This window comes from Nodosilinea sp. LEGE 07298, assembly GCF_015207265.1.
Classification (GTDB): domain Bacteria; phylum Cyanobacteriota; class Cyanobacteriia; order Phormidesmidales; family Phormidesmidaceae; genus Nodosilinea.
In genome coordinates this window covers 1-22,593 of the sequence record NZ_JADEXE010000087.1, presented here as the reverse complement: position 1 = coordinate 22,593, position 22,593 = coordinate 1, and the positions used below count along the sequence as shown (strand labels likewise).

15 protein-coding genes are annotated in these 22,593 nt (G+C 56.2%); 6 read left to right on the top strand and 9 right to left on the bottom strand.

The features are described 5' to 3' along the window. From IQ273_RS13740 to IQ273_RS13720, 5 genes are all read right to left on the bottom strand, one after another. A partial coding sequence (locus IQ273_RS13740; RefSeq protein ID WP_194023745.1) for an FHA domain-containing protein occupies window positions 1-393 on the bottom strand: 393 nt, incomplete at its 3' end. A 104-nt stretch (window positions 394-497) separates the two neighbouring features. Beyond that, window positions 498-1,616: an EAL domain-containing protein gene (locus IQ273_RS13735; protein ID WP_194023744.1), complete on the bottom strand. Its 1,119-nt coding sequence runs from the start codon at window positions 1,614-1,616 to the stop codon at window positions 498-500. Between the two features lie 102 nt (window positions 1,617-1,718). After that, on the bottom strand, window positions 1,719-1,961 hold the full coding sequence (locus IQ273_RS13730) for a hypothetical protein (RefSeq protein ID WP_194023743.1): 243 nt from the start codon (window positions 1,959-1,961) through the stop codon (window positions 1,719-1,721). 84 nt (window positions 1,962-2,045) lie between these two features. Beyond that, on the bottom strand, window positions 2,046-2,423 hold the full coding sequence (locus IQ273_RS13725; RefSeq protein WP_194023742.1) for a response regulator: 378 nt from the start codon (window positions 2,421-2,423) through the stop codon (window positions 2,046-2,048). Window positions 2,424-2,479: 56 nt separating this feature from the next. After that, window positions 2,480-4,573, bottom strand: a complete 2,094-nt coding sequence (locus IQ273_RS13720) for a response regulator (RefSeq protein ID WP_194023741.1) — start codon at window positions 4,571-4,573, stop codon at window positions 2,480-2,482. A gap of 510 nt (window positions 4,574-5,083) precedes the next feature. Between IQ273_RS13720 and IQ273_RS13715 the strand changes: the two genes are divergently transcribed. The 3 genes from IQ273_RS13715 to IQ273_RS13705 all read left to right on the top strand — a co-directional run bounded on the left by IQ273_RS13715 (window position 5,084) and on the right by IQ273_RS13705 (window position 16,191). Continuing rightward, window positions 5,084-9,310, top strand: a complete 4,227-nt coding sequence (locus IQ273_RS13715; protein ID WP_194023740.1) for a response regulator — start codon at window positions 5,084-5,086, stop codon at window positions 9,308-9,310. Between the two features lie 103 nt (window positions 9,311-9,413). Next, window positions 9,414-10,559: an ATP-binding protein gene (locus IQ273_RS13710; RefSeq protein ID WP_194023739.1), complete on the top strand. Its 1,146-nt coding sequence runs from the start codon at window positions 9,414-9,416 to the stop codon at window positions 10,557-10,559. 43 nt (window positions 10,560-10,602) lie between these two features. Continuing rightward, window positions 10,603-16,191 (top strand): PAS domain-containing protein, encoded by a 5,589-nt coding sequence (locus IQ273_RS13705; protein ID WP_194023738.1) that lies wholly within the window; start codon window positions 10,603-10,605, stop codon window positions 16,189-16,191. Between the two features lie 22 nt (window positions 16,192-16,213). On the opposite strand, the gene IQ273_RS13700 is transcribed toward IQ273_RS13705, so the two are convergent. Continuing rightward, entirely contained in the window at window positions 16,214-17,242 is a 1,029-nt protein-coding gene (locus tag IQ273_RS13700; protein WP_194023737.1) for a formamidase, read from the bottom strand. Between the two features lie 803 nt (window positions 17,243-18,045). Between IQ273_RS13700 and IQ273_RS13695 the strand changes: the two genes are divergently transcribed. After that, window positions 18,046-18,999 carry an SDR family oxidoreductase gene (locus IQ273_RS13695; protein ID WP_194023736.1) on the top strand — a complete coding sequence of 318 codons (954 nt, stop codon included), beginning with the start codon at window positions 18,046-18,048 and terminating at the stop codon, window positions 18,997-18,999. 157 nt (window positions 19,000-19,156) lie between these two features. On the opposite strand, the gene IQ273_RS13690 is transcribed toward IQ273_RS13695, so the two are convergent. Then, window positions 19,157-19,645, bottom strand: coding sequence for a hypothetical protein (locus IQ273_RS13690; protein ID WP_194023735.1), 489 nt, complete (start codon window positions 19,643-19,645; stop codon window positions 19,157-19,159). A gap of 571 nt (window positions 19,646-20,216) precedes the next feature. On the opposite strand from IQ273_RS13690, the gene psb34 reads away from it, so the two are divergent. Further along, window positions 20,217-20,390 (top strand): photosystem II assembly protein Psb34, encoded by a 174-nt coding sequence (psb34, locus tag IQ273_RS13685; protein ID WP_194023734.1) that lies wholly within the window; start codon window positions 20,217-20,219, stop codon window positions 20,388-20,390. 50 nt (window positions 20,391-20,440) lie between these two features. Then, on the top strand, window positions 20,441-20,638 hold the full coding sequence (locus IQ273_RS13680) for an electron transporter (RefSeq protein ID WP_194023733.1): 198 nt from the start codon (window positions 20,441-20,443) through the stop codon (window positions 20,636-20,638). 85 nt (window positions 20,639-20,723) lie between these two features. On the opposite strand, the gene IQ273_RS13675 is transcribed toward IQ273_RS13680, so the two are convergent. Both IQ273_RS13675 and IQ273_RS33665 read right to left on the bottom strand, forming a co-directional pair. Then, the gene (locus IQ273_RS13675; protein ID WP_194023732.1) at window positions 20,724-21,671 is read right to left on the bottom strand and encodes an alpha/beta fold hydrolase; all 948 of its coding nucleotides are present in this window, start codon (window positions 21,669-21,671) and stop codon (window positions 20,724-20,726) included. A 265-nt stretch (window positions 21,672-21,936) separates the two neighbouring features. After that, window positions 21,937-22,302: a DUF6399 domain-containing protein gene (locus IQ273_RS33665; protein ID WP_255534500.1), complete on the bottom strand. Its 366-nt coding sequence runs from the start codon at window positions 22,300-22,302 to the stop codon at window positions 21,937-21,939. Window positions 22,303-22,593: the final 291 nt, after the last annotated feature.

The following is a 22,593-nucleotide window of genomic DNA, read 5'->3' as shown; positions in this document are numbered from 1 at the left end:
GGGAATGGGTGGGGGTGGAGTCGCTACGGCACTGGGCCGAATCGTAATCAACCGAGCGCGTACCCCCCGGCAAAAAATAATTGAGTCGCCGGGGTTAAGCGGGCTGGCCGCCATCGATTTGCCGTTAATGGCCAGTCCGTTGCAGCTAGGGTTGTTGGTGCCGTCGCCATCTTGAATAAAATAGTGGTCGCCTAGCCATACCAGATTGGCGTGGTAGCGAGACACCCCTGGGGAGGCCAGGCGAATGTCGTTGTTACAATCGCGGCCAATAGAGTAGTATCGCTTGCCCAACGCAACAGTGTGGCGGCGCTTACCGTCTTGAATCAGCAGCGCCAGGTGAGGGTGAGCTGTAGTTGTGTCTATGCAGGGCGTTTCACACGTGTCAGTCATCATAGAGGTAGCGCACAGGGAGAAACATCGTGTTTTAACAAATTGAGGCTTGAGTTTGAAGCAGCTAAACTGACGCTGCGCCAGGGCCAGGGCCAGGGGCGTTGCCCTCAGGGTTGAGCCAAGCTAAGCTGTGCCAAACTCAGCGGAGAGGTGCCCTTTAAGGCCTGTCGCAGCAGCAGACCCGTCATATTTGCGCTGTCAAGGGGTTTAGAAAAGTAGTAGCCCTGCATTTTTGTGTAGCCCAGTGCCTTGAGGCACTGCAGGTCTTCTAGGGTTTCAACCCCTTCGACAATGACATCGAGCCGCAGCCGCTCGGCCAGCATCAAAATAGCCTCGCTCATCGCCCAGTTTTTGTTGCGAGTGAACGATTGATCGATCTTGAGGGTATCGAAGGGCAGATCTTGCAGCCGTCCCAGGGACGAGTAACCGGTGCCAAAGTCGTCGATATAGAGCTGAATACCGAGCTGCTGAAGCTGGGCTAAAGTGGCCAGGGCCAGGTCTTTGTTTTCAATCAGAGCGCTCTCGGTTACTTCGATCTTGAGGCTGCTGGGGGCAATGTGGTTCTGCTGCAGAATCTGGTTAATGTGATCGACCAACTGCGGCTGGAGCAGCTGCACCGCCGAGAGGTTAACGCTCATGCTCAGCGGAAATAGACTAGGAAACTGGGCCTGCCAATGGTGTAACTGCTGGCAGGCCTGCTCCAGCAAACCTAGACCCAGGCGATTAATTAGCCCCGCCTTTTCGGCCAGGGGAATAAACACCTCGGGAGAAATGGCCCCTCGCTGGCTGTGCTGCCAGCGGGCCAGGGCCTCAAAACCAATAATTTGGCCCATCTCCTGGTGCTGATCGACAGCCACAATCGGTTGATAGGCCAGATAAATTTGCTGCTGCTCGACGGCCTGGTGCAGGTCGTTCTCAATCTGAAGCAGCTCCATCTCGGCGGTGGAGAGCAGCGTTAGTAGTGGAGCAGGCTGACTCTCTAGGGCATTGGCCAGGCGAGTGAGGCGGTCGGCATTGTTGATGGCGATCGCCAGCAGTTTTTGGCCGTCATCGGAGAGCGAGCCGGACTGCTGATAGCCCAACAGCTTAAGCGCTCCCTGAATTGAAGCGAGGGGAGTGCGTAACTCGTGACAAATCAGCAGCGAAACATCATCAAAGGGGTGGGTTGAGCAGTCGGCAAAATCAAGCAGGTCTTGACTGGAACGGGCCGGAGTAGGATATGCCATGGCAGATGCTCAACAGTGTAAAAAACATAGGGTTTTGGGGGCAGGGGGCGGGTTAGGGCTGGAACTATTCGACGCTTCAGGGGGGATACTGGGGGGAGCTAGCTAGGTTAAGTGCGATCGCATTTCGACCCAAACCGTATAGTGGGTTTTCGATACCGTCACGCACACCTTAAACCCCTTGTTGCTCTCCTTCGTGGCGCGGCTGTAGGCCTCCGCGCGATCGGCTAGAGCAAACTGGTGCAGGCTAACGTAGAAGTCATTGCGATAGAGCATACCTTCGTGGATGCCCTCGTTCCAGAATTTAAAGGCCGAGATCAAGTCCTCGACCACGATCAGGGGAAGCATGGGGCACTAGGGAAGACGTCCTTCTTACCATAGAGATCGAATGTGACAACTCTGTGAACCCAATCGCTTTGCCTTGACTTAAGGTTATGACCAGCCCAGCACGGTCTCGATTTGCCCCCCCAACAGCCCTGGGTCAAAGGGTTTGACCAACACCGCCCGCGCCCCGGCAGCCACAAAGGTCTGCTGCGTAGCCAGCCGCAGAGTCGCGGTCAACAAAATTACCGGAATGTGGCAAGTATCCGTATTTTTACTGAGCTGTTTTAGGGTGGCCAGGCCGTCAGTTTTGGGCATGACTACATCCAGCAAAATGGCGTCTGGGTGATATGTCGAGGCCAGCCTCACGCCCTCTTCCCCTGAGGCGGCGGTCGTTACCTCCCACTGCCGGGTAATCTCCAGGCTAATCTTGGCAATCTCGCGCACATCGGCTTCGTCGTCAATGATCAAGATACGTTTGATGGTCATGGTAAAACGTCCTAAAGAACGAGGCCGATTGCAGCGGTTAAGAGCGGATGGAAAGATTAGCTTCGCGACGGCTGCCCTCTGGGATGGGCGGGCCGCAGCGAGACCCGTCGCTGGCAGGCCCGCTGGTAAAGATCGGCGAGGCGGTGGCCGTCGTCAGGAAAGGTAGCCCCACTCAGGTAAAGCTCAGAACCAGTGGTCTGAACCGCGATCGCCGTCGCTAAGGCCGACTCCAGGGCAGACCAGATCTGCGCCTGAGCTGTAGCTAAATCGGTATCCAGTACGCCGACTAAAATTTCTGATTTGCTCCAGCAGGCGATCGCATCGCCGCTGCGGACTCGGCCCACCAGAGCCTGGCCTACGGCATTCATTAGGGCTTTGGCTATGGGGGCAGGCTGATCAACCTCAACTCGCACCAGGCTAAGGGGCTGTCCGTAGCGCTGGGCCAGGTGCAGCAGCAGGTCTAGCTCAATGGTGCCCTTCTGGCGATTGGCCAGGCCGGTAAGGGGGTCGGTGCCAGCCAGGGTTTGCAGCAGTCGACCCCGCTCTAACCGCTGAAACAGGCGGTTGATCAGTTCTGGCTCCAGGATGGGTTTGGGCAAATAATCATCGGCCCCCGTCTGGTAGAGCTGGTAGATAGTAGCAGGATCTCGGCAGGCGGTGAGAAACAAAACCGGCAGGGTCTGCCAGCGATCGCCCTGGCGCAGCTGCTGGCAGAGATCGAGCCCGCTCAGGTGAGGCATGTCGAGGTCGAGCAGCACCAGGTCGGGGGGGCTGGTCGCTAAGCTGTCCCAGACCTGGCGCGGGTCGTCTAGGGGTACGACATCGAGGCCCCAGGGGGGTAGCAAACGCTGCAGCTGAGCCAGAATAGCGGGGTCGTCGTCGACGGCCAGCACCTGATAGCGATCGCTCGAAGCCCCCGCCATGCCAAACAGCGATGCCCTGACCACTGCATCTGGTGCCGGGTCTGGTGCCGCCAGCTTAGGCCCCGCCTGCAGCTGCAGCCCCAGCTGGTCCACCAGGGCCGCAAACATCGACCCCTCAGCTAGATCGGGCTGTTGTAACCAGTCTTCGATTTGGCGGGCCAGGTGCGACCCCTCCATAAAGCCAAACAGCCCCAGCGACCCGGTCAGTTTGTGGGCCGCAGCGCGGGCGGTTGCCTGCACGGCCTCTGGCAGGTAGCCAGCGTTGAGGGCCGCAGCGGCCTGGTGCAAGGCCCTCAGGCGATCGTCAATGGCGGGCCGAAATCGCTCAAAAGCCGCGATCGCCTGTTCCCGTGCCGCCTGTTCTCGCGCCGCCTGTTCTCGCGCCGCTGGCCCGTCGCGATCGGGCGCTGCCGGACCAGCGGCTGTGGCCTCAGCGAGGGGGGGCAGGGCGTCGCTGTTTGGCCTGACACCGCTGGTCAAGGCTTGAGTCGGAGGTGCGATCGCGGCTTTTGACGTCACTTCGTTCGCCCTCCCAAGCGCATCCGCCGCCTCAGGAGGGAGGGGCCTGAGCCGGTAGCCCATGCTGTAGACATTTTCAACCATGTCGTCGACCCCGGCCTGCTTGAGCTTACGCCGCAGCCGCTTTATGTGGGTACGAATGGTTTCTTCACCGGGGGCTTCGTCGGCATTCCACAGCCGCTCTAGCAGCACAGTATTGCTAAAAATGCGGTCTGGGTAGCGCAAAAATAGCTCCAGCAGACCATACTCCTTGGGGGAAAACACCACCAGTCGGTCAGCCACAGTCACCTGGCCTGCATTGGGGTCAAGCTGTAGCGATCCCCAGCGCAGGCTGAGATCGTTCACCGCTGGGGGGCGACGCAGCAGGGCGCGAATGCGAGCCGTCAGCTCGACTAGAGTATAGGGTTTCACCAAATAGTCATCGGCTCCGGCATTTAGGCCTTGCACCTTGTCGGTGCTGCTGCTGCGCCCCGTCAGCAGCAAAATCGGCCCGGCATAGCCCGTCTGGCGCAATCGCTGACAGAGCGAAACCCCATCGAGGCCCGGTAGGTCGATGTCTAGCACAACTAAGTCGTAGGAAGCCGCCGTGGCGTACTCCCAGCCTAAAAGCCCGTCGGTGGCTATATCTACCACGTAGTTTTGGCTGACCAGATCGCTGGCGAGCTGCCCAACTAACACGTCGTCGTCGTCAACCAAAAGCAGTTTCATGGCAGCATCAACCCTAGCGTGGGCAGCCCCAGTAACGAGGCATTAGCCCAAGTTTCCTATCCGGAGTTCTCCGTCCGGATTTTTCTGGTCCAAGCCCCCAATCAGAGCTTCTGGCTAGCGACCCTGGCCCAGTTCAGCGATAGTACCCGTCCTACCCCAGCAGCAACCGCAGTCGCGGCCATGGCCAACGCTATCGTCACAGAAAGCAAACCCTGGCCAAGGTGCCCCGTCACAGCCATGCCACAATTGTTCGCCACCATGGAATCATCGCTGTAGTTGAAGCACTGAGTTAAATCATTCTATAAGCGGGCAGGGTTTCCTGACGGGTTGATCCGTTGTCTGTAGGTGTAGTTGTAGATAGTCCCTATTTTGATCTAACGTTCTAACGCCTAAGCTGCTGAAACTTACCCCTTTAGTTATTTTGGCTTCTGGCACAAACCAGTGCCGTGGGCAAACGTAGGCTGAATAGGGAATGTTGGCTACATTAGATACTGATGTCTTCCCTACTCCATGTTGCGCCCTGCTTCTGCTCCATCCTCGCCCGATCGCGTTGCTGCTGGCGTTACGCTACTGATTGTCGACGACTCACTCGAAAATCTTCGATTTCTGGCCCAAACCCTGTCCGGGCAAAACTACCGGGTCCGCTGCGCCAAAAGTGGGGCAGTGGCTTTGATGGCGGTTAAAACCACCCAGCCTGACTTGATTTTGCTCGATATCCGCATGCCGACTATGGACGGCTACGAAGTCTGCCAGCACCTCAAGGCCGACCCCAGCACCGAGGCGATTCCGATCATTTTTCTCAGCGCCCTCGACGAAGCCGTCGATAAGGTACGAGCATTTGCGGTGGGGGCCGCCGATTATCTGACCAAACCCTTTCAGGTGGAAGAGCTGCTGGCTCGGGTCGCTAACCAGCTCACCATTCGTCACCTACAGCAGCAGATGACGGCTCAAAACCAGCAGCTGCAGCAGGAAATCTGCGATCGCAGCCAGGCCGAGACTAGCCTCCAGCAGGTAACGGCGCGACTGGCCACGCTGATTGAGCACCTGCAGGTGGGGGTTATTCTAGAAAATCTGGCGGGCCAGGTGGTGATGGTCAACCAGCCCTGCTGTAGTTTGTTTCGTCTAGCGATGCCGCCCGCCGCATTGGTAGGGGCCAACAGCCAGGCCCTGGTTCAAGACAGCGTCGGCCTGTGGGGTGACCCTGCTGCCTTCAATCACCGAATTGAGGCTTTGCGGGCAGCGCAAGAGCCAGTGGAAGCCGAAGAACTGGCCCTAGCCGATGGTCGCACTCTGGAGCGCGACTACGTGCCTCTGGTGGGCGATCGCGGTCTTGAGGGCCATCTCTGGCAGTACCGCGACATTACCGCTCGCAAGCAGGCCGAACAGATTCTGCTGAGCAACTCCCAGGCGCTCAACCACTTTAGCCAGAGCCTAAAGCAGCTTCACCGCCTCAGCCTGACCCAGTTCGACAGTTTTGATGCGCTGCTCAATGACTACCTCGAAACCGGCTGCCAGGTGATGGGGTTTACTGGAGGGCTGGTGGGCAAAGTTGAAGGCTCTGACTTTGTAGCTCAGGCCATGTTGGCCTATCTTCCAGAGCTGGGGCCAGAGTTGCGCTGCCCCCTCGACGATACCCTCTGCAGTCTGGCCATTCGACAGCAGCAGACGGTGAGCTTTACCGACATGAGCACTCGCCCTGACCTGAGCCACCGGCCTTTGCCTCGGGCGCTGCAGCTCAAGTCATACCTGGGCACCCCCATTGTGGTCGAGGGCGAGGTCTATGGCAGCCTGTGCTTTTTTGACCCAGCTGTCCGCCCCCAGGGATTTCAGCAGCACGAGAAAGAAATTATCGAGCTGATGGCCCAGAGCATTGGCAAGGTGATTAGCACCAACAGCCTAGAGCAGCAGCGGCAGCGGGTTAAGGCCAATCTACAGCAGAGTGAGGAGCGCTGGCAGCTGGCGATTCAGGGCAGCAACGCCGGTATTTACGACCTCGACTTTCGCCACCAGACAGCCTTTTTTTCGGAGCGTTACAGGGCGCTGTTGGGCTACACCGACGCTGCGTCTAGCGAACGGATCAGCGATGATGATCTGCGCTGGGAGTCGCGCATTCACCCCGATGATTTTGATCGGGTGATGGCGGTGCACCACGCCTACCTAATTCAGCGCACCTTGGCCACTTACGAAGTCGAGTATCGGCTGCGCTGCCGCGACCAGAGCTATAAGTGGGTGATCTCGCGGGGCCAGGCCCTTTGGGATGAGCGGGGCCAACCGATTCGACTGGTTGGCTCGACCGGCGACATCAGCGACCGCAAACGAGCCGAGGCGGCCCTGCGCCAGAGCGAAGAAAAATTTCGCCAGCTGGCCGAGTACATCGATAGCGTCTTTTGGATTTACGAGCTTCAGCCCCGGCAGTTTAGCTACGTATCGCCCGCCTACGAAAGTATCTGGGGATGCCAGCGCGACGACCTCTACGCTCACCCCTCGGCCTGGCTGGCGGCGGTGCATCCCGACGATCGCGATCGGGTCGTTCGCCGTTTGCCCCACAGCCAAACCCCCGCAGCCCTGGCCTACTTTAGCTACGACGAAGAGTTTCGCATTGTGCGGCCCCAGGGGCCACCAGCCTGGGTGCGGGTGCGGGCTTTTCCCGTTCGCAATGACCTGGGTGAGGTGTATCGACTGGTGGGGGTAGCCGAAGACCTCACCCAGGTGAAGCGTCAGGAAGAGTCGCTGCGGCTAATTGTCGAGGGCACTGCCGCCAAAACAGGCCGCGATTTCTTTGAGTCACTGGTGCGCTATCTGGCCGATATTTTGCAGGTGCGCAACGCCGTCGTCACCCAGCGACTCCACACCGACCAAGATCGGGTAAGTACCCTGGCAGTTTGGCAAAATGGTCGACTGGGCGATCGCGTAGAGTACAGCCTGGCACACACCCCCTGCGAGCGGGTGGTGGCCGGTGAGGTCGTCTATGTGCCCCAGCGGGTGCAGGCCCTTTACCCCAACGGTACCGAACTGGCCAGGCTACAGGCCACTAGCTTTTTAGGTATTCCCCTGGTGGATACGACTGGCCAGGTGATTGGTCACCTGGCCGTCATTGACGACAAACCGATGGTCGAAGACCACACCCGCGAACTAATTTTGCGTATTTTTGCCGCTCGGGCGGCAACAGAGCTAGAGCGTCAGCAGGCCGAAGATGCCCTGCGCCAGGCTCGCGAAACCGCCGATGCCGCCAACCAGGCCAAAAGTACCTTCTTGGCCAATATGAGCCATGAACTGCGCACCCCGCTCAACACCATCATTGGCTTTGCCCAGCTGATTACCCGCGACTGCCAGCTTGAGGCCCAGGCCCAAGATTACCTAACCATCATCAGCCGCAGCGGTGAACACCTGCTTGCCTTGATCAACGACGTACTTGAAATGTCAAAAATTGAGGCAGGCCGCATTTCGCTGCACGTGACCACCTTTGATTTGTCGTACCTGCTAGCCAGCCTGGAGGCGATGCTCACCCTCCAGGCCGAGGCCAAGGGGCTAAACCTCTGCTTTGACTGCGACCCGACCCTGCCCGTCTATGTCGCTACTGACGAGGGCAAACTGCGCCAGGTACTGATAAACCTGCTGGGCAATGCCATCAAGTTTACCCAGGCCGGACAGGTCAACCTGCGGGTAAGCAGCCTGCAGCCCGTGCCCCCCGCCTTAGCCGCCGCCTACCCAGAGACCAATGGCGCTTTGGAGTTTGCCGTAGTCGATACCGGCCCCGGCATTGCCCCCGAAGACCTCAACTGTCTGTTTGAGCCGTTTATGCAGAGTGCGGCGGGGCTGCAGTGGTCAGCAACCAGTCCGGGGCCATCGCACCAGGGCAGTGGCCTGGGGCTACCGATTAGTCAGCAGTTTGTGCAGCTGATGGGCGGTGAACTCACCTTTGAAACCGAGCTTAACCAGGGAACAACCTTTACCTTTGTGCTGCCGGTGCAGCGGGTTGAGCGGGCAGCGGTGTTTCCGACCCCCGATGCAACTCCCATTTTGGGGCTGAGCGAGGGGCAGCCTCCCTGGCGACTGCTGGTGGTCGAAGATCACCCCGCCAATCGCTATTTGCTGGTGCGCCTGCTGACTGCGGCCGGATTTGAGGTGCAGGCGGCCTCCGATGGCCATGCAGCGGTAGCCCAGGCCCAAGCCTGGCACCCCCACTTGATTTGGATGGATATTCGGATGCCTGGCCTCGACGGCTATGGGGCTACCAGTCAGATTAGGGCGCTATCCCTCGACCCGAAGCCGGTGATTATTGCCCTCACCGCCAGCCCTTTTGAGGAAGAACGGGCTAAAATTTTGGCTGCTGGATGTGACGATTTTGTGCGTAAGCCTTTTCAGATGCAGGGGCTGCTGCAAAAAATAGCCGCCTATCTGCCGGTACGCTACCGCTACGCTGAGGTAGCTGATTCGGCGGTCTGCTACCCTGAGGGGCCAGCGGTGGCTAAGTCAGCCAGCCCTCAGCCCGAGCGAGCGGAACTGCAGCTGTGGCTGCAAACTATGTCCTCTGACTGGCAACAAGCTGTAGGTCAGGCGGCTATAACGGGTTCCGACGATCGCCTGATTGAGCTGCTGGGGCAGATGCTCGATGCACCAATCAGCGTCACCCAAACCCTAAACAACTGGGCCAAAAACTTTGAATTTGATCGCATTCTCAACTGCTTGCAGTCTGAAGCCAATGGCCCTTCACCCCCAGCCCCAGGGAATAAATAGAACCTCAGACACCCAGGGTGGGGCTGTAGGCGCAGGTGGAGTCTGCGCCGCACTACAGAATGGGGATCAGACCGTTTGTACGAGGCAGAGACAGGAGATAAGCATGACCTCCCCGATTAAGGCGAGCATCAACGGCGATAAGGGCGATAAGGGCGACATTTTGATTGTGGACGATACTCCCGACAACCTGCGGCTGCTGTCGGCCATGCTGGGGCGGCATCAGCTGGGGGTGCGTAAGGCGCTGACCGGGCAGTGGGCGATCGCAGCGGCCCAGGTCGCCCCCCCCGACTTGATCTTGCTCGACATCAAAATGCCAGAAATGAGCGGCTATGAGGTGTGCGAGCGGCTCAAAGCCGACCCTGCGACCCAGGCGATTCCGATCATTTTTATCAGCGCCCTCGACGACGCCATTGATAAAGTCAAAGCCTTTGCGGCGGGCGGGGCCGACTACATTACCAAACCCTTTCAGGAAGCCGAGGTACTGGCCCGCATTGCCCACCAGCTAGAACTGCGACGGCTCCAGGGGCAGCTGGTGGCCCAAAACGCCGAGCTGGTGCGCTCAAACCGAGAGCTAGAGCAGTTTGCCTCGGTGGTTTCCCACGATTTGCAGCAGCCCCTACAGAGCATCTTGGGCTACACCAAGCTGATTGGTCTGGCGTGGCCCGATATTCAACAGTCGCCTGCCCAGCCCTACCTGGAGAATATTTTGGGGGCCAGTGGCCGCATGCAGCAGATGATTCAAGATTGGCTGGCCTACGCCCAGGCGGGGCAGGCGCAAACCTTGCTGGCTCCGATCGACGGTAACGTCCTGCTTGACCAGGTCAGGCTCAATCTGAAGACGGCCCTTACCGACACTGAGGCCACACTGGTCTACGGCGACTTGCCCAGGGTATTAGGCAATGAAGTGCAGCTCATGCAGCTGTTTCAAAATCTGATTAGCAACGCCCTTAAATTTGCCCAGCCCGACACTCGACCTGAGATCACCATTTCGGTAGAGCCTCAGCCCCATGCCTGGCAGTTTGGCATTCACGATAACGGCATTGGCATTGCGGCCGAGCACCTGGGGCAAATTTTTGAGGCCTTTCACCGCCTCCACGATGCCCAAACCTACCCCGGCAGCGGTATTGGCCTGGCCACCTGCCAAAAAATTGTCGAGCATCACGGTGGCCGCATTTGGGCCGAGTCCCAGCTGGGTCTGGGCACTACGTTTTACGTCATTCTGCAGGCCGTTCCCAGCGATGGCGACTAAGTGACTGCCAGTATTTTCCACACTCCTTGCGCCCATTTTTTCCATGAGCACGCTCATTATTCTTTGCCTTGTCGATGAGTCTACTCCGCTACTCGATCGGCTCAGCGCCGAGTTTGTAGACTGTAGCGTGCGGCAGGCGGCGACGGCTCCGGCAGCAGCGGATTGTGTTGAGCAGCTGGTTGTGAGCGGCGGCGAGGTGGCCCTGGTGATCGCAGCTGCGGCGTGGCTAGAAACTAGGGAGTTACAGACCGTCTGTGACCACTTTCCCCAGGCGCTGACGGTGGTGCTAGATGACCCAGCTGGGATCGTTAAAACAGCCGCACCAGCGGCGATCCAGGCCGCTATCTACCGCCGCCTGTCCTACCCCGGCACCGATGACGAGCTGATCTTTACGGCGGCGGCTGCCCTGGGCTACTACCGCCAGGGGCAACAGCTAATCCTGGGTCGGGCCGCCCTGGCTGAGGCCCATCAGCAGCTGACTGCCGTTGAACGGCAGATGTCTACCCTGTCGGTGCAGCTCGACTGGGGAATATCTTGTCTGGGCGATCGCGTCCAGATGGAGCAAGCACTGCGGCGCAGCCAGAGTAGCCTAGCTGAGGCCCAGCGTATTGCTCACGTGGGCAGCTGGGAGTTTGATCTGGCCAGCCAGAGCATAACCTGGTCGGCAGAGCTATTTCGGATCTACGGCCTCGACTCGACCCAGCCTGCCCCTGGCTATGACCAGTGGCGGCAAACCATTCCCTTGGCCGACTGGCCCCGGTTGCAAGCGACCATTGAACGATCGATCGCAACCGGGGCAGCTTTTGAAGTCGAGCACCGTATCAAGCGCTCCGATGGCGCAGTGCGCTACATCTTGGCTCGGGGAGAGGCGGTCTACAAAGACCAGGGCCAGGTGGTGCAGCTGCGGGGCACGGCCCAAGACTGCACCGATGCCCGGTTGACTGCGATCGCGCTAGAGCACAGTGAGGCCCGCAATCGGGCTATTCTTTCGGTGTTGCCAGACCTCATGATCGTGATCAGCGCCGAGGGGCAGTGCCTTGATTTCTCTGTCAATGGCTTTACCGGCGATCTGGTGCCGCTGGTGGCTCAAGAGCCGGTGGGGACCTACGTTGCCGACGCGCTGCCCGCTGAGGTCGCCCGCCAATGGTTGGAGGCGATCGCCCAGACGCTGGCCACCAATACAACCCAGTTTTTTGAGCAGCAGCTCAGCTTTGGCGATCGCACTCAGTCCGAAGCGGTGCGCATGGTGCCCTACCAGACCGACCAGGTACTGGTGCTGGTGCGCGACATTAGCGATCGCAAACGGGCAGAGGCGGCACTTCAGCACAGCCAAGATCAGCTCAGTCTGGCCCTCAACCTAGGCCAAATGGCGGTCTGGACCTGGGATGCAGTCGCCGATCGCATCACCTGGAGTGACATGGCCTACGATCTGCTAGACCAGAGCGCTGGTTCCCTTGACCGCACCTACCAGGACTGGCTCGCGGCGGTTCACCCCGACGACCGCGCCGCCAGCCACGCCGCCATTGAGCAGGCCTTGGCCAATCGCCAGCCCTTTGCGATCGAGTATCGGGTGCTGTGGTCCGACGGCACCCAGCGCTGGATCGCCGATCGCGGCCAGGCAATCTATAGCGAAGGGGGCGAGATCTTGAGGGCGGCGGGAGTAATGTATGACATTACTCCGCGTAAAGCCGCCGAGCTAGAGCGGCAGGAGCGCGAGGCCCAAATACAGGCGATCGCCGTCAACGTTCCTGGTTTTCTGTACCGCCTGGTGATCGACGCCCAGGGTAATTTCACCCTGCCCTACATCAGCGACGGGGTCGAAGCGTTGTTTGGGCTGCCGATGGCCTTTGTGCAGGCCAACCCCGAGGCCGCTCTCAACCGCATCCATGCCGACGATTTACTCCAGGTGCGGGCATTTATAGCCGCGAGCTGTGCCCGGTCCACCCCGGCCCGGATGGAGTACCGAGTACCCTTGGCCAATGGCAAACTATCCTGGGTGCGAAATGCCTACCAGGCCCACCATACCGACGATGGCTGTACCGTTTTAGACGGCATCTGTGTGGATATCGGCGACCTCAAGCAGCTCGAACAAGAGCAGCGCCAGGCAGAGGCTGCCCTTCAGATCAGTGCAACTCGCTTTCGGGAACTGGCCGAAACGGTGCGAGAGGGGTTTTTTGTCTTCAATGCGCTGACGCTGCGCTACGAGTACATCAACCCCGCCTACGCAGCCATTACCGGCGTTGATTTGGAGACCATTGAGGACCAAGAGCAGTGGCTGACACGGGTGCACCCCGACGATCGCGATCGCGTGATCGCCCTCACCGCCCAAGAGCTACAGGGGGAGGCGATCGACTGCGAGTATCGCTTTTTGCACTCTAGCGGTGAGCTACGCTGGCTGCGCTGCCGAGGCTTCCCCATTGCCGATGACGCTGGTGTTGTAGTCCGTATCGTTGGCACCGTAGACGACATCACCTCCCTGAAGCAGGCCGAACTGAGCCTCAAGCGGTTCAATGAAGACCTCGAACAGCGGGTCAAGCAGCGCACCCAGGAGCTGCAAACTCTGGCGGCGGTGGTCGAAAACAGCACCGACCTGATTGGCATCGCCAGCCTCAGCGGCGACTCGATTTACATGAACCGGGCGGGTCGTGACCTGCTGGGGCTGGCCGATGATCCCCTGGAGGATCGCCCCATCACCTCATTTTTGGAGGCTGAGGCGGTAGCGCAGTTTGAGCACGAGACGATGTCCACGTTCATGGCTACAGGCGTATGGCGCGGTGAGACGACGTTCTGCCACAACCAGAGTGGGGAAGCGATTGCGATGGAGCATGCAATGTTTTTGGTGCAGGATCCTGAAACCCATGTGCCGCTGTGTATCGCCACCATTGGTCGCGATATTCGCGATCGCAAACGTAGCGAAGCCAAGCGTAAACAGGCCGAACTGGCTCTCCAGGAGAGCGAGGCCCGCTTTCGCCAAATTGCTGAGACTATTCAGGAGGTCTTTTGGCTGGCCACGGTAGACGCCAGCCAGATTCTGTACGTCAGCCCCGGTTTTGAGCAGACCTGGGGCCTGCCCTGCGAGGTACTTTACCAGTCGCCAGAGGTCTGGCTAGACAGCATTCATCCCGACGATCGCCCAGCGATAGAGGCCACCCTGCGGCCAACCAGTACCACCCCATTTGATAAGACCTATCGCATCTACCGGGCCGATGGTGAGCTGCGATGGATTCACGATCGCGCGTTTCCGATATGTAATCAGGCCGGAGAAATTGACCGCATTATTGGTGTCTCGAACGATATCACCGAACGTTTTCAAGCAGAACTCTCCCTTAAGGCCAGCGAAGAGCGGTTTCGGGGCACCTTTGAGCAAGCGGCCCTGGGCATTATTGAAGCCGATTTAGACGGGCACATTGTGCGGGTCAACCAAGGTTTGTGTCAGCTATTGGGCTATTCAGTCGCAGCTCTGCTGTCTAAAACGTACATGGATTTGACTCACCCCGACGACCTGGAGATCGATCAGGCTCAGGTGCGCCGCTTGCTCAACGGCGAATGTACCAGCTTTAGCCTTGAAAAGCGCTACCTGCGGGCTGATGGAGCTGTCGTCTGGGTGTCGCTGGCGGTGTCGCTGGTGCGCGACGGGCTGGGCACGCCTACATACCTGCTGGGGGTCGTGCACGATATCAGCGAGCAGCGTGCTGCACTGCGTGAACGTAAACAGGCCGAAAATCAGCTGCAGGAGCAGGAGCAGTTTCTGCGCAGTATCTATGAGGGCGTAAACCAGCCGATTTGTGTTTCCGAAATTGCGATCGACGGTACGGTGAGCGTTTTGGGGCTAAACCCAGCCGCAGCGACGTTACTGGGCAAAACCAGTGCCAGTGTAGCGAACGAATCTCTAGAGACGATTTTTGGCCCTACCGAGGCGGCCAATATTCTGGAGCGCTATCGATACTGCATCGAAACCAACCAACCGATCACCTTTGAGCGATCGATTATGGTCGGGGACCAGGTGCACTGGTTGCTGGGCACCTACAACCCGATTGCCGATGCGGCGGGGCGAGTCTACCGCATTGTCGGCAGCTTGTATGACATTACCGACCGCAAGCGAACAGAAGAAGCCCTTAAAAATCTCAACCAGGAGCTAGAGCAGCGAGTGCAGGAGCGCACTTGGGAACTGGAGCAGGCAGTTGCTATCTCTGAGGCGGCCAGCCGGGCCAAAAGTACTTTTTTGGCCAACATGAGCCACGAGCTGCGCACCCCCCTCAACGCTATTTTAGGCTTTGCCCAACTGATGGCCCGCGACACCGCCCTGAGTAATGACCATCACCAATCTCTGAGGATTGTTAACCGCAGCGGTGAGCACCTGCTAATGCTAATCAACGACATTCTTGAAATGGCCAAAATCGAGGCTGGGCAGGTTAATCTCAACGTTTCCTGCTTTGACCTCGATGCGCTATTGAGCACCCTCAACGATATGTTTTACCTGCGAGCCCAAGATAAAAGACTGGCCTTAAGCATCGATCGCCACCCTGCTCTGCCCCGGTACTTCAGCCTTGACGTGGCCAAGCTGCGCCAGGTACTGATTAACCTGGTGGGTAACGCGATCAAATTTACCACCCAGGGGCAGGTGACGCTGCGGGTTGCACCGACCTACGCGATCGCCGCTGCTCCGCCCCCTGGCACAACCCTAACGGTGACCTTTAGCATCAGCGATACCGGCATTGGCCTGGCTAGAGGCGATCGCGATCGCCTGTTTGAGCCCTTCGTGCAGGCCAGTCAGGGAGCCATCGGGGGCACCGGGCTGGGCCTCTCGATCAGTCGTCAGTTTGTCCAAATGCTGGGAGGCGATATCACCGTCGAGAGCGCGCCAGGGCAAGGGGCAACCTTTGCCTTTACCCTGCCCATGCCGGTAGCCGAGCCCGAGAATGCTGCTGCGCCCCCACCTCGGGCTCAGGTGATAGCGCTGGCGGCAGGTCAGCCCCATTACCGTCTGCTGGTAGTAGACGACAACGACGACCACCGCTACTTGCTCAGTCAGCTGCTGCAATCGGTGGGTTTTGAAGTGCGCGAGGCCACCAACGGCGAGGAGGCGATCGCCCTCTGGCAAAGCTGGCAGCCCCAGCTGATCTGGCTGGATATGCGGATGCCCGTGCTCAACGGCTACGAGGCCGCTCAGGCTATTCGCAACCAGGAGCAGGGCATGGCCCAGACCCCAACTATTACCCCAACTATCATTATTGCCCTCACCGCCAACGCCTTCGAAGACGATCGCGCCCGTGCCATCGACAACGGCTGCGACGATTTTGTGCGCAAGCCCTTTGAAGCAAACCATTTGCTGGCTAAGATCACCGAGCACCTAGGCGTGCAGTACACCTATGGCTCACCGACACCGCCGCCAAGCGGGCCACAGCCCCTGTCCAACCCCGAGGCGATCGCGCTGTTGCGCACCCTATCTAGCCCTATGCTTGACCAGATTCAGCAGGCCACCCTCCAGCTCGATAGCGACCAGCTAACCCAAATCATGGCCCAGTTTACACCGGCCCAGACCCCGCTAGCGACCTGGCTAAACCAGCAAATCAATGACTTTGCCTTCGATACCATTCACGACTTAATTCAGCAGGCAAAGAGCGAGGCCTAGCCGCCACCCCAATCGCTTGAGCTTATTTCACCACCTTATCAACCGCTGGAGGCAACTCTTCCCCCTTGTACTCGCGGGTCGGTGATGAAAAGCCGCAGGAGGTACCGTCGGTGTAAACCACCTGATCTTCCCAAGGCAGCCGATACGATCCATCTACCAGATCCTTCATGTAGGTGTAGGGGCAGTCTTGGGCACCGCCTTTAACCGCCACATAGCCCCGATGACCAAACTGATAGATGTTATTCTCCACCCCCCAGTGCAGTCGAGCTTCTCTGACTAAATCTGGGCGCACCTCAGCCGTGATAATTTCGTTAGGGCGGTGGCTGCCCATCACCAGCGGTTCGCCATCAAAGTTGACGATCATGCCTTCGCCCATCGAGTCAAAGGTGCCATCGCTGCCACACATGCAGACCGAGGCCGTCACCATCAGGTTGCAAAACGCATTGGTCTGGTTGGTCACCTGCCAAGAGTGGCGAATGGGGGCCGTGTAGCCCGCCGTCCGAATCATGATCTCGGCCCCCTTATATGCACATTCCCGCGCCATCTCTGGAAACATGCCGTCGTGGCAAATAATTAGCGCAATCTTGCTGCCGTTGGGGCCTTCGCAAACCGGAATGCCCAAGTTCCCCGGTTCCCAGGGCTCGACCGGTACCCACGGATGCAGCTTGCGGTAGTACAGCGTAATCTCGCCGCTGTTGTCAATAATGATGCCGCTGTTGTAAGGGTAGCCACCGGGGTTGTACTCCATAATCGAGAAGCAACCCCAAATATCGTTATCAATGCAGGCCTGGCGAAAGGCCGCCACCTCAGGGCCATCCAGCCGACACATGATGTCGGGGTTCGTGTCCATCGACAGCCCGTGGAGTGAGTACTCCGGGAACACAACTAAATCCATGGTGGGCATGTTGCGCCGCGCCTTGGCCACCATGTCAACGATGCGCTGAGTCTGAGCCACCAAATCTTGAGAAGTGACTACGTTGGGCAGCTGGAGCTGCACCAGTCCCAGCACCACACCATTGGGAGATTTATTTAGTCCGCCAAGTCCGCTCATCAGGCCTCTCTCTAGAAACTCAAACGACAGTACTATAAGCCCATCACAACACCCTAATGGTGTTGAGTATTACGCAAAACGAGGTTTGAAGAGACCTTTGGCCCACTAAACCCTCTCAAACCTTAATCGTTCCTGGGACTCCGCTGGATGAGCGGAGTCGTAAGCCTTTCGGCAGGCTTCGCTAGCGTGCAGCGTCTCCCAAAGGGAGAAAGCCAAAATTCCCGCGATATGTCCTCTTCAACTTCACTCAGGGGATGGTTACCTCAAACCAGATACACCACGATGCCCTGAAGGTAGGGCACAAAGCTTTCAAATGCCTACTTAGAAGGAAATTTACGGTTTGCCATTTTCCGTTAGACAGATGGAAAGCGAAATGGCTCTGAAACAAGCCTCGCAGTCTACCGAAAGCCCTGAGCCGCCATAGGGTAGGCAGTGTCCACCAAGTTTAATACCAATAATATTCGGCGATGAAATCACTTTTTCGTTATGTAGAAAAAACTCTTTCGTCCGACGGAAGACCATAGGATAGTTAGCTCATAACCTAGAAGAAAGATACATTGTACTAACTCCGTTTGCATGGTCTCAATAGCGTAGCCCTAGCAGCTTTGGCCTACGGCTCTTATCTCTGCGAATTGCCTTTTAGAATCGAAGGAAAACGACGTTGGGCTTAGCATCATTCGGCTGATCGATTGTCCCTTAATAGCTAAAAAACTGAGAATAATGCTCGACTATTTTGATTGAGCAGTATTGGACGTTACGCCGCCACGACCTCTCTAGTTAGACATACAAAGAATTTTTGTCCTATGAACCTCAAGCCTTTGGATCAACAAGTAGTTGCCGTCGTTGGTGCCACCAGCGGCATTGGGCGGGCCACCGCACTGCGCTTGGCTAAAGAGGGGGCAAAGCTAATTATTTCGGGTCGAAGTGACGAAAAGCTGATCCCCTTAAAGCAAGATATTCAGGCTTTAGGGGGTGAGGCAACCACCATTCTGGCCGATGTTTCCATTTTTGAGCAGGTTAAGGCCATTGGCGATCGGGCTATTGAAGTGTACGGACGGCTAGATACCTGGGTGCATGTGCCTGGAGTAGTTGTTTTTGCCCTATTTGAGCAGACAACGCCTGAAGAGTTTCGTCGAGTTATCGATGTAAACCTGATGGGGCAGGCCTACGGGGCCATGGTAGCTTTACCATTAATCAAGCGGGAAGGACGAGGCGCTCTAATTCATATTTCCTCGGTTGAGGGGCTAAGGTCAATACCTTACCAAAGCTCTTATTCAGCATCGAAACACGGTGTGGAAGGGTTTCTTGAGTCTTTGCGGGTTGAGCTGATGCACGAAAAATTGCCCATCGGCGTGACCAGCATCAAGCCTGCCGTGATGAATACTCCTTTATGGAATAATGCCCAAACTAAACTAGGCTTTAAGCCTAGGGGCTTTCCGCCCTACTATTCTCCTGAACTGGTTGCCGAAGCTGTCGTTCAGTCGGCAACTCACGCTACCCGCGACTACTACGTGGGGGATGTTGGTCGAGTGCTTGCGGCCCTCCAGCGCCTCTCGCCTGAGCTGGTTGATGCGCTGCTGTTGGCGATTGGTTTTGGGTTTCAGCTCAGTGATGAGCCCAAATCACCTCAAGACCCTAACAATGTCTATGAGACTGTGCCCCAAGAGTCTCGAATTGACGGCGATTTTACCAAGTGGGTAGTGCCCAGCCTTTCTGACTGGTTGGCAAAAACCTTTACAGAGGGAATGCGGTCATAGCTAAGCAGATTGGCGATCGCAAGTAAGTGAGTTGGCCAATTCAAATGTAGTATGGGTTAGCAATAGCGTAACCCATACGGGCGTTGGGTTTCGTGCCTCAACCCAACCTCCATCGACTTATATTTAATTTTACGCTTGCCTACTTAGCAATCATCGGCTATTCTTCTTGGTCTTGATTAGACAACTGACTGGTTACCAGGTTATCGCGCAGAGTCAAGTACTTTTTACCTTTTTCGGTAAGTTCTACGTGGTGATTTAGCTCGCCTTCATGCGGTAGCTGGTCAAGATCGGTCTTAGCGTTAATAAACCCTAGAGTAGATAGACGCTTTAGATCTGCGCTGATGCTTGTACCGCTGTCATAAGGAACAGACTCTTTTTCATTATTGAGTTGCTGTAAGTGGTCTAGCTCATTTTCAGAGACAAAACTGGTCAGCAAGAGCTTAATAGACTCAGCATACGTTTGTTCAGATTCTTCGATTTCAAAAGGACCAATTTTTGCTTTTTGAATATTGTTGCGCGAAAATTTTTCGAGCAGGCGAAAGAGAGGTCGGTAGAAAAATAGCAGCGCAACAGTAATTACCAGTGGCCAAGACAATAAAATTGGCCCTAAGACTGAAACCCAATCGAAAATAGAGTGGTCACTCACGTAAAATCACCTCCATTGATGCCAAATTTAGATGGTTTATGGTCTCTTTCGCGATCGCGGCCTCAGGCTGATAATTTTAGACGCAGGCGAAAAAGCAACATCGCAGATCCCGATTTTCACTCCTTGAGTGTCAAGATAATCAAAATCTAGGGGTTTAATCGGGCGAATAACTGCGATAAATCCAGCATAACGAGCTTATGCAGCGATCGAATCAATCTGTTGGCGTGTTTTGCCGAAATCAGGCGCAATTATCAACTCCTGCTTGAGCCTGCTTGCTATATATGGGCACTAGCCCAACCTCAATCAAGAGCTAGGCGAAGCCATTCCTATCCGGGCGACATTGAACTCCTGATCGGGTGGGCAGGCGATCGCATCTATAGCGATGGTCATTACACAGCTATCCGGATCCGTCAGGGCTTTAGCACAAGACACTAGCCATCTAAAACGGAACATCAGAATAGATCGCTTAGCGCATAAGCAAAAACTATGCAAGAAAATGTTGCGGATTTGTTGCATTACTGTTACATTGGTTTACATAAAGAAACGTTTAACGCCCTAGGAGGGCACTGCAATGTTTACAACCACTCAACTCGACAACGGCATTCTCAACAACTACGCCGTAGAACCTGAGGTATATTTCGCTACCTACCCTTCACCTGAACAGCAAAAAAGCTATACCAAGCAAGCCGCTTTTGCGTCCCTGTTTGTAGCTGGTTTACTACTGATCTCTCTAGCAGTGAGCTAGGCCGAACCGGGTTTTAGCACAAGTTATAAGCATTTTTAAGGAAGATCGAAATGTTTGCACCGATGGTTCTGCTGGTTCGTAATATTATGGGAACCCCAAAATTCAATAAGCTACGAGGACAGGCGATCGGCCTTCACGCCAAGACCATCACTAATTTCTGCAATCGTTTCGGCATTTCTAATAAAGAACGCCAGTCGCTAATTCGCAAAGCTAAAGATAACGGTCAAAAGCTTGGTTTCTTAGCTTAATTCTTACTGATTCAATTTCTAATATCGCTGAGTTTTTAAAACCCCTGGCTACGGCTAGGGGTTTTTATTAATGATGCTGGTTCAATTAAGCTGACACAATGGGTGCGCTCGAAGATGTCACTATATCATTGGCCTCAAGCCTGGGCAAAAATTTTCGAATTAGTCCAATAGTAACTCCAGGCAGCTCTAGCTGAGGGGTAAACCCAACATCATCTAACTGATAAAAAATGCGAATGGCCTGGGGGTTCATCTCCATCAGACGGCGGCCTATCTCTGGGCCAGTAAATTCAGACCCCTGCCCCCAAATAATGGCCGTGGGTACGGTGAGTTGAGTAATATACTTTGACAAGTCAAAACATAAGTCGCCCCGCACAAATGAGAGAGCTGCATACTCAGCATTATCTTGCTGGGCTGATTGTAGGTACGCTTCAACAATTTCTGGGTACACCCGCTCTGGGCTGGCAAACTGTCGCTGCTCTAGATAACTCCGAATCCCAAAGCTATTGGCCACCCCGGCGCTGTAGAGTAGTTGACTCAGAACCGGTAGGCTGGCAAATTGGGCGAATTGGGCAAACCCACTGCGACGATAGTCTTGGCCAAACTCAGCTAAACCAGCCATGGTTGTAACAATCAGCGACTTAAATAAATCGGGTCGTTCAATCGCCGCCCGCACTGTAAAGGCTGCTGTTAAAGCAGAGGCAATTACAGTGGTTGGGCTACTACAGGTCTGCTCCATAAACTCTATGATGATGGCGATATAGTCTTCAACCTGATAATTTCGAACGGGATGATCTGACCGGCCCCATCCGATTAGATCGGGGGCTAGAACTCGATAGTCTGCGGCAAAGGCTGGATAAACTTTTGACCATTCGTAAGCCGAAGAGCCACCCCCAAACCCGTGTAAAAACACCAAAGTTTCTCTTTCATCAGCCATATCTGGAGTAGCCCAGGGTTCTCCTTGAGAAGTGTAGTAAACCATGCGGCCATACTGAGTCGTGATGATGTGGCTAACAAAACCAGGTGGAACGAACATAGTTTACTCTCGTCAAACAGCGCTTGCTGAAGAAAATCTTAAACAACTCGTCCTGTCCCATCATCAATCAATAGATGTAGGTTTTGCTTTCCTCTGAGCCTATATTTTGACATTCTCGCCGAATCATTATCAATCAATTATCCATCAGTGGAGGGTACAAAATCGTGTCTCCAACAACTCCAAGTTAGCTCGCCCAAACGTCTGCCGTTTCAGCACTTTGAGCCGATGTTTTGTCCTTCTATCGGTCCATTGCTAGGGTATCAATTTAAGCCGGGACAGGTTGTCCGCACCAGGGATTGAACTGTTGTGACGAAGAAGACCGTCTAGGCATAGGTAACTCTGTAAAAGCACTCAAGACAGACTCAAAGAGGTCAGGAAATGGATGGCCAAAGAGACGCTGAGCGGCGGTCGTCCCATCAGGGCGTTTGAGGTCAAAATTGTGGAGGATAGTCAGCACCGTCAAGGCATGGGCTGAAAAGCCCCGGGAGACGTGATGCCGTTGGGCGAGATAGCCATTGCGGCCCTCTACCGCAGAGGAGGTTCGCTGATAGTTGGCACACATGAAACGGCTCCATTGCATCCACCGCAAGCGGTCCGCCTCCTGGAGGGTTGAGGTGAGAGTAGCGGCCATCAGGTGGTTAAAGGCATCACTGCGGCCTGCTGGTAACGGTGCTTAAGGTGGGGCGTTCGGGTCTTATCGGCTTGTTAAGACCAATACAACCAGGGCAATAGGACGGTTAAAGCCCAGGTTTGCACCTCAAGGTCATGGGTTTCCGCAGGTAAGGCTTGAGAGCCCGATTCTTGTCTAGGTGTTAAATCTGTGGGGTAGAAAAATAAAGGCGCTAGGGTTGAGGTGTCCTGGTTAGTAGCGGGAGGTAACCCGATGCTAGGAGAAGTCTTTACCGCCTTTGTCGAGCAAAGT

Coding starts and splice junctions, on each gene's coding strand:
- IQ273_RS13725 (WP_194023742.1), bottom strand. CDS start 2,423: ATGACCATCAAACGTATCTTGATCATTGACGACGAAGCCGATGTGCGC.
- IQ273_RS13675 (WP_194023732.1), bottom strand. CDS start 21,671: ATGTTCGTTCCACCTGGTTTTGTTAGCCACATCATCACGACTCAGTAT.
- IQ273_RS13705 (WP_194023738.1), top strand. CDS start 10,603: ATGAGCACGCTCATTATTCTTTGCCTTGTCGATGAGTCTACTCCGCTA.
- IQ273_RS13730 (WP_194023743.1), bottom strand. CDS start 1,961: ATGCTTCCCCTGATCGTGGTCGAGGACTTGATCTCGGCCTTTAAATTC.
- IQ273_RS13710 (WP_194023739.1), top strand. CDS start 9,414: ATGACCTCCCCGATTAAGGCGAGCATCAACGGCGATAAGGGCGATAAG.
- IQ273_RS13695 (WP_194023736.1), top strand. CDS start 18,046: ATGAACCTCAAGCCTTTGGATCAACAAGTAGTTGCCGTCGTTGGTGCC.
- IQ273_RS13715 (WP_194023740.1), top strand. CDS start 5,084: ATGTTGCGCCCTGCTTCTGCTCCATCCTCGCCCGATCGCGTTGCTGCT.
- IQ273_RS13735 (WP_194023744.1), bottom strand. CDS start 1,616: ATGGCATATCCTACTCCGGCCCGTTCCAGTCAAGACCTGCTTGATTTT.
- IQ273_RS33665 (WP_255534500.1), bottom strand. CDS start 22,302: ATGGCCGCTACTCTCACCTCAACCCTCCAGGAGGCGGACCGCTTGCGG.
- IQ273_RS13700 (WP_194023737.1), bottom strand. CDS start 17,242: ATGAGCGGACTTGGCGGACTAAATAAATCTCCCAATGGTGTGGTGCTG.
- psb34 (WP_194023734.1), top strand. CDS start 20,217: ATGTTTACAACCACTCAACTCGACAACGGCATTCTCAACAACTACGCC.
- IQ273_RS13720 (WP_194023741.1), bottom strand. CDS start 4,573: ATGAAACTGCTTTTGGTTGACGACGACGACGTGTTAGTTGGGCAGCTC.
- IQ273_RS13680 (WP_194023733.1), top strand. CDS start 20,441: ATGTTTGCACCGATGGTTCTGCTGGTTCGTAATATTATGGGAACCCCA.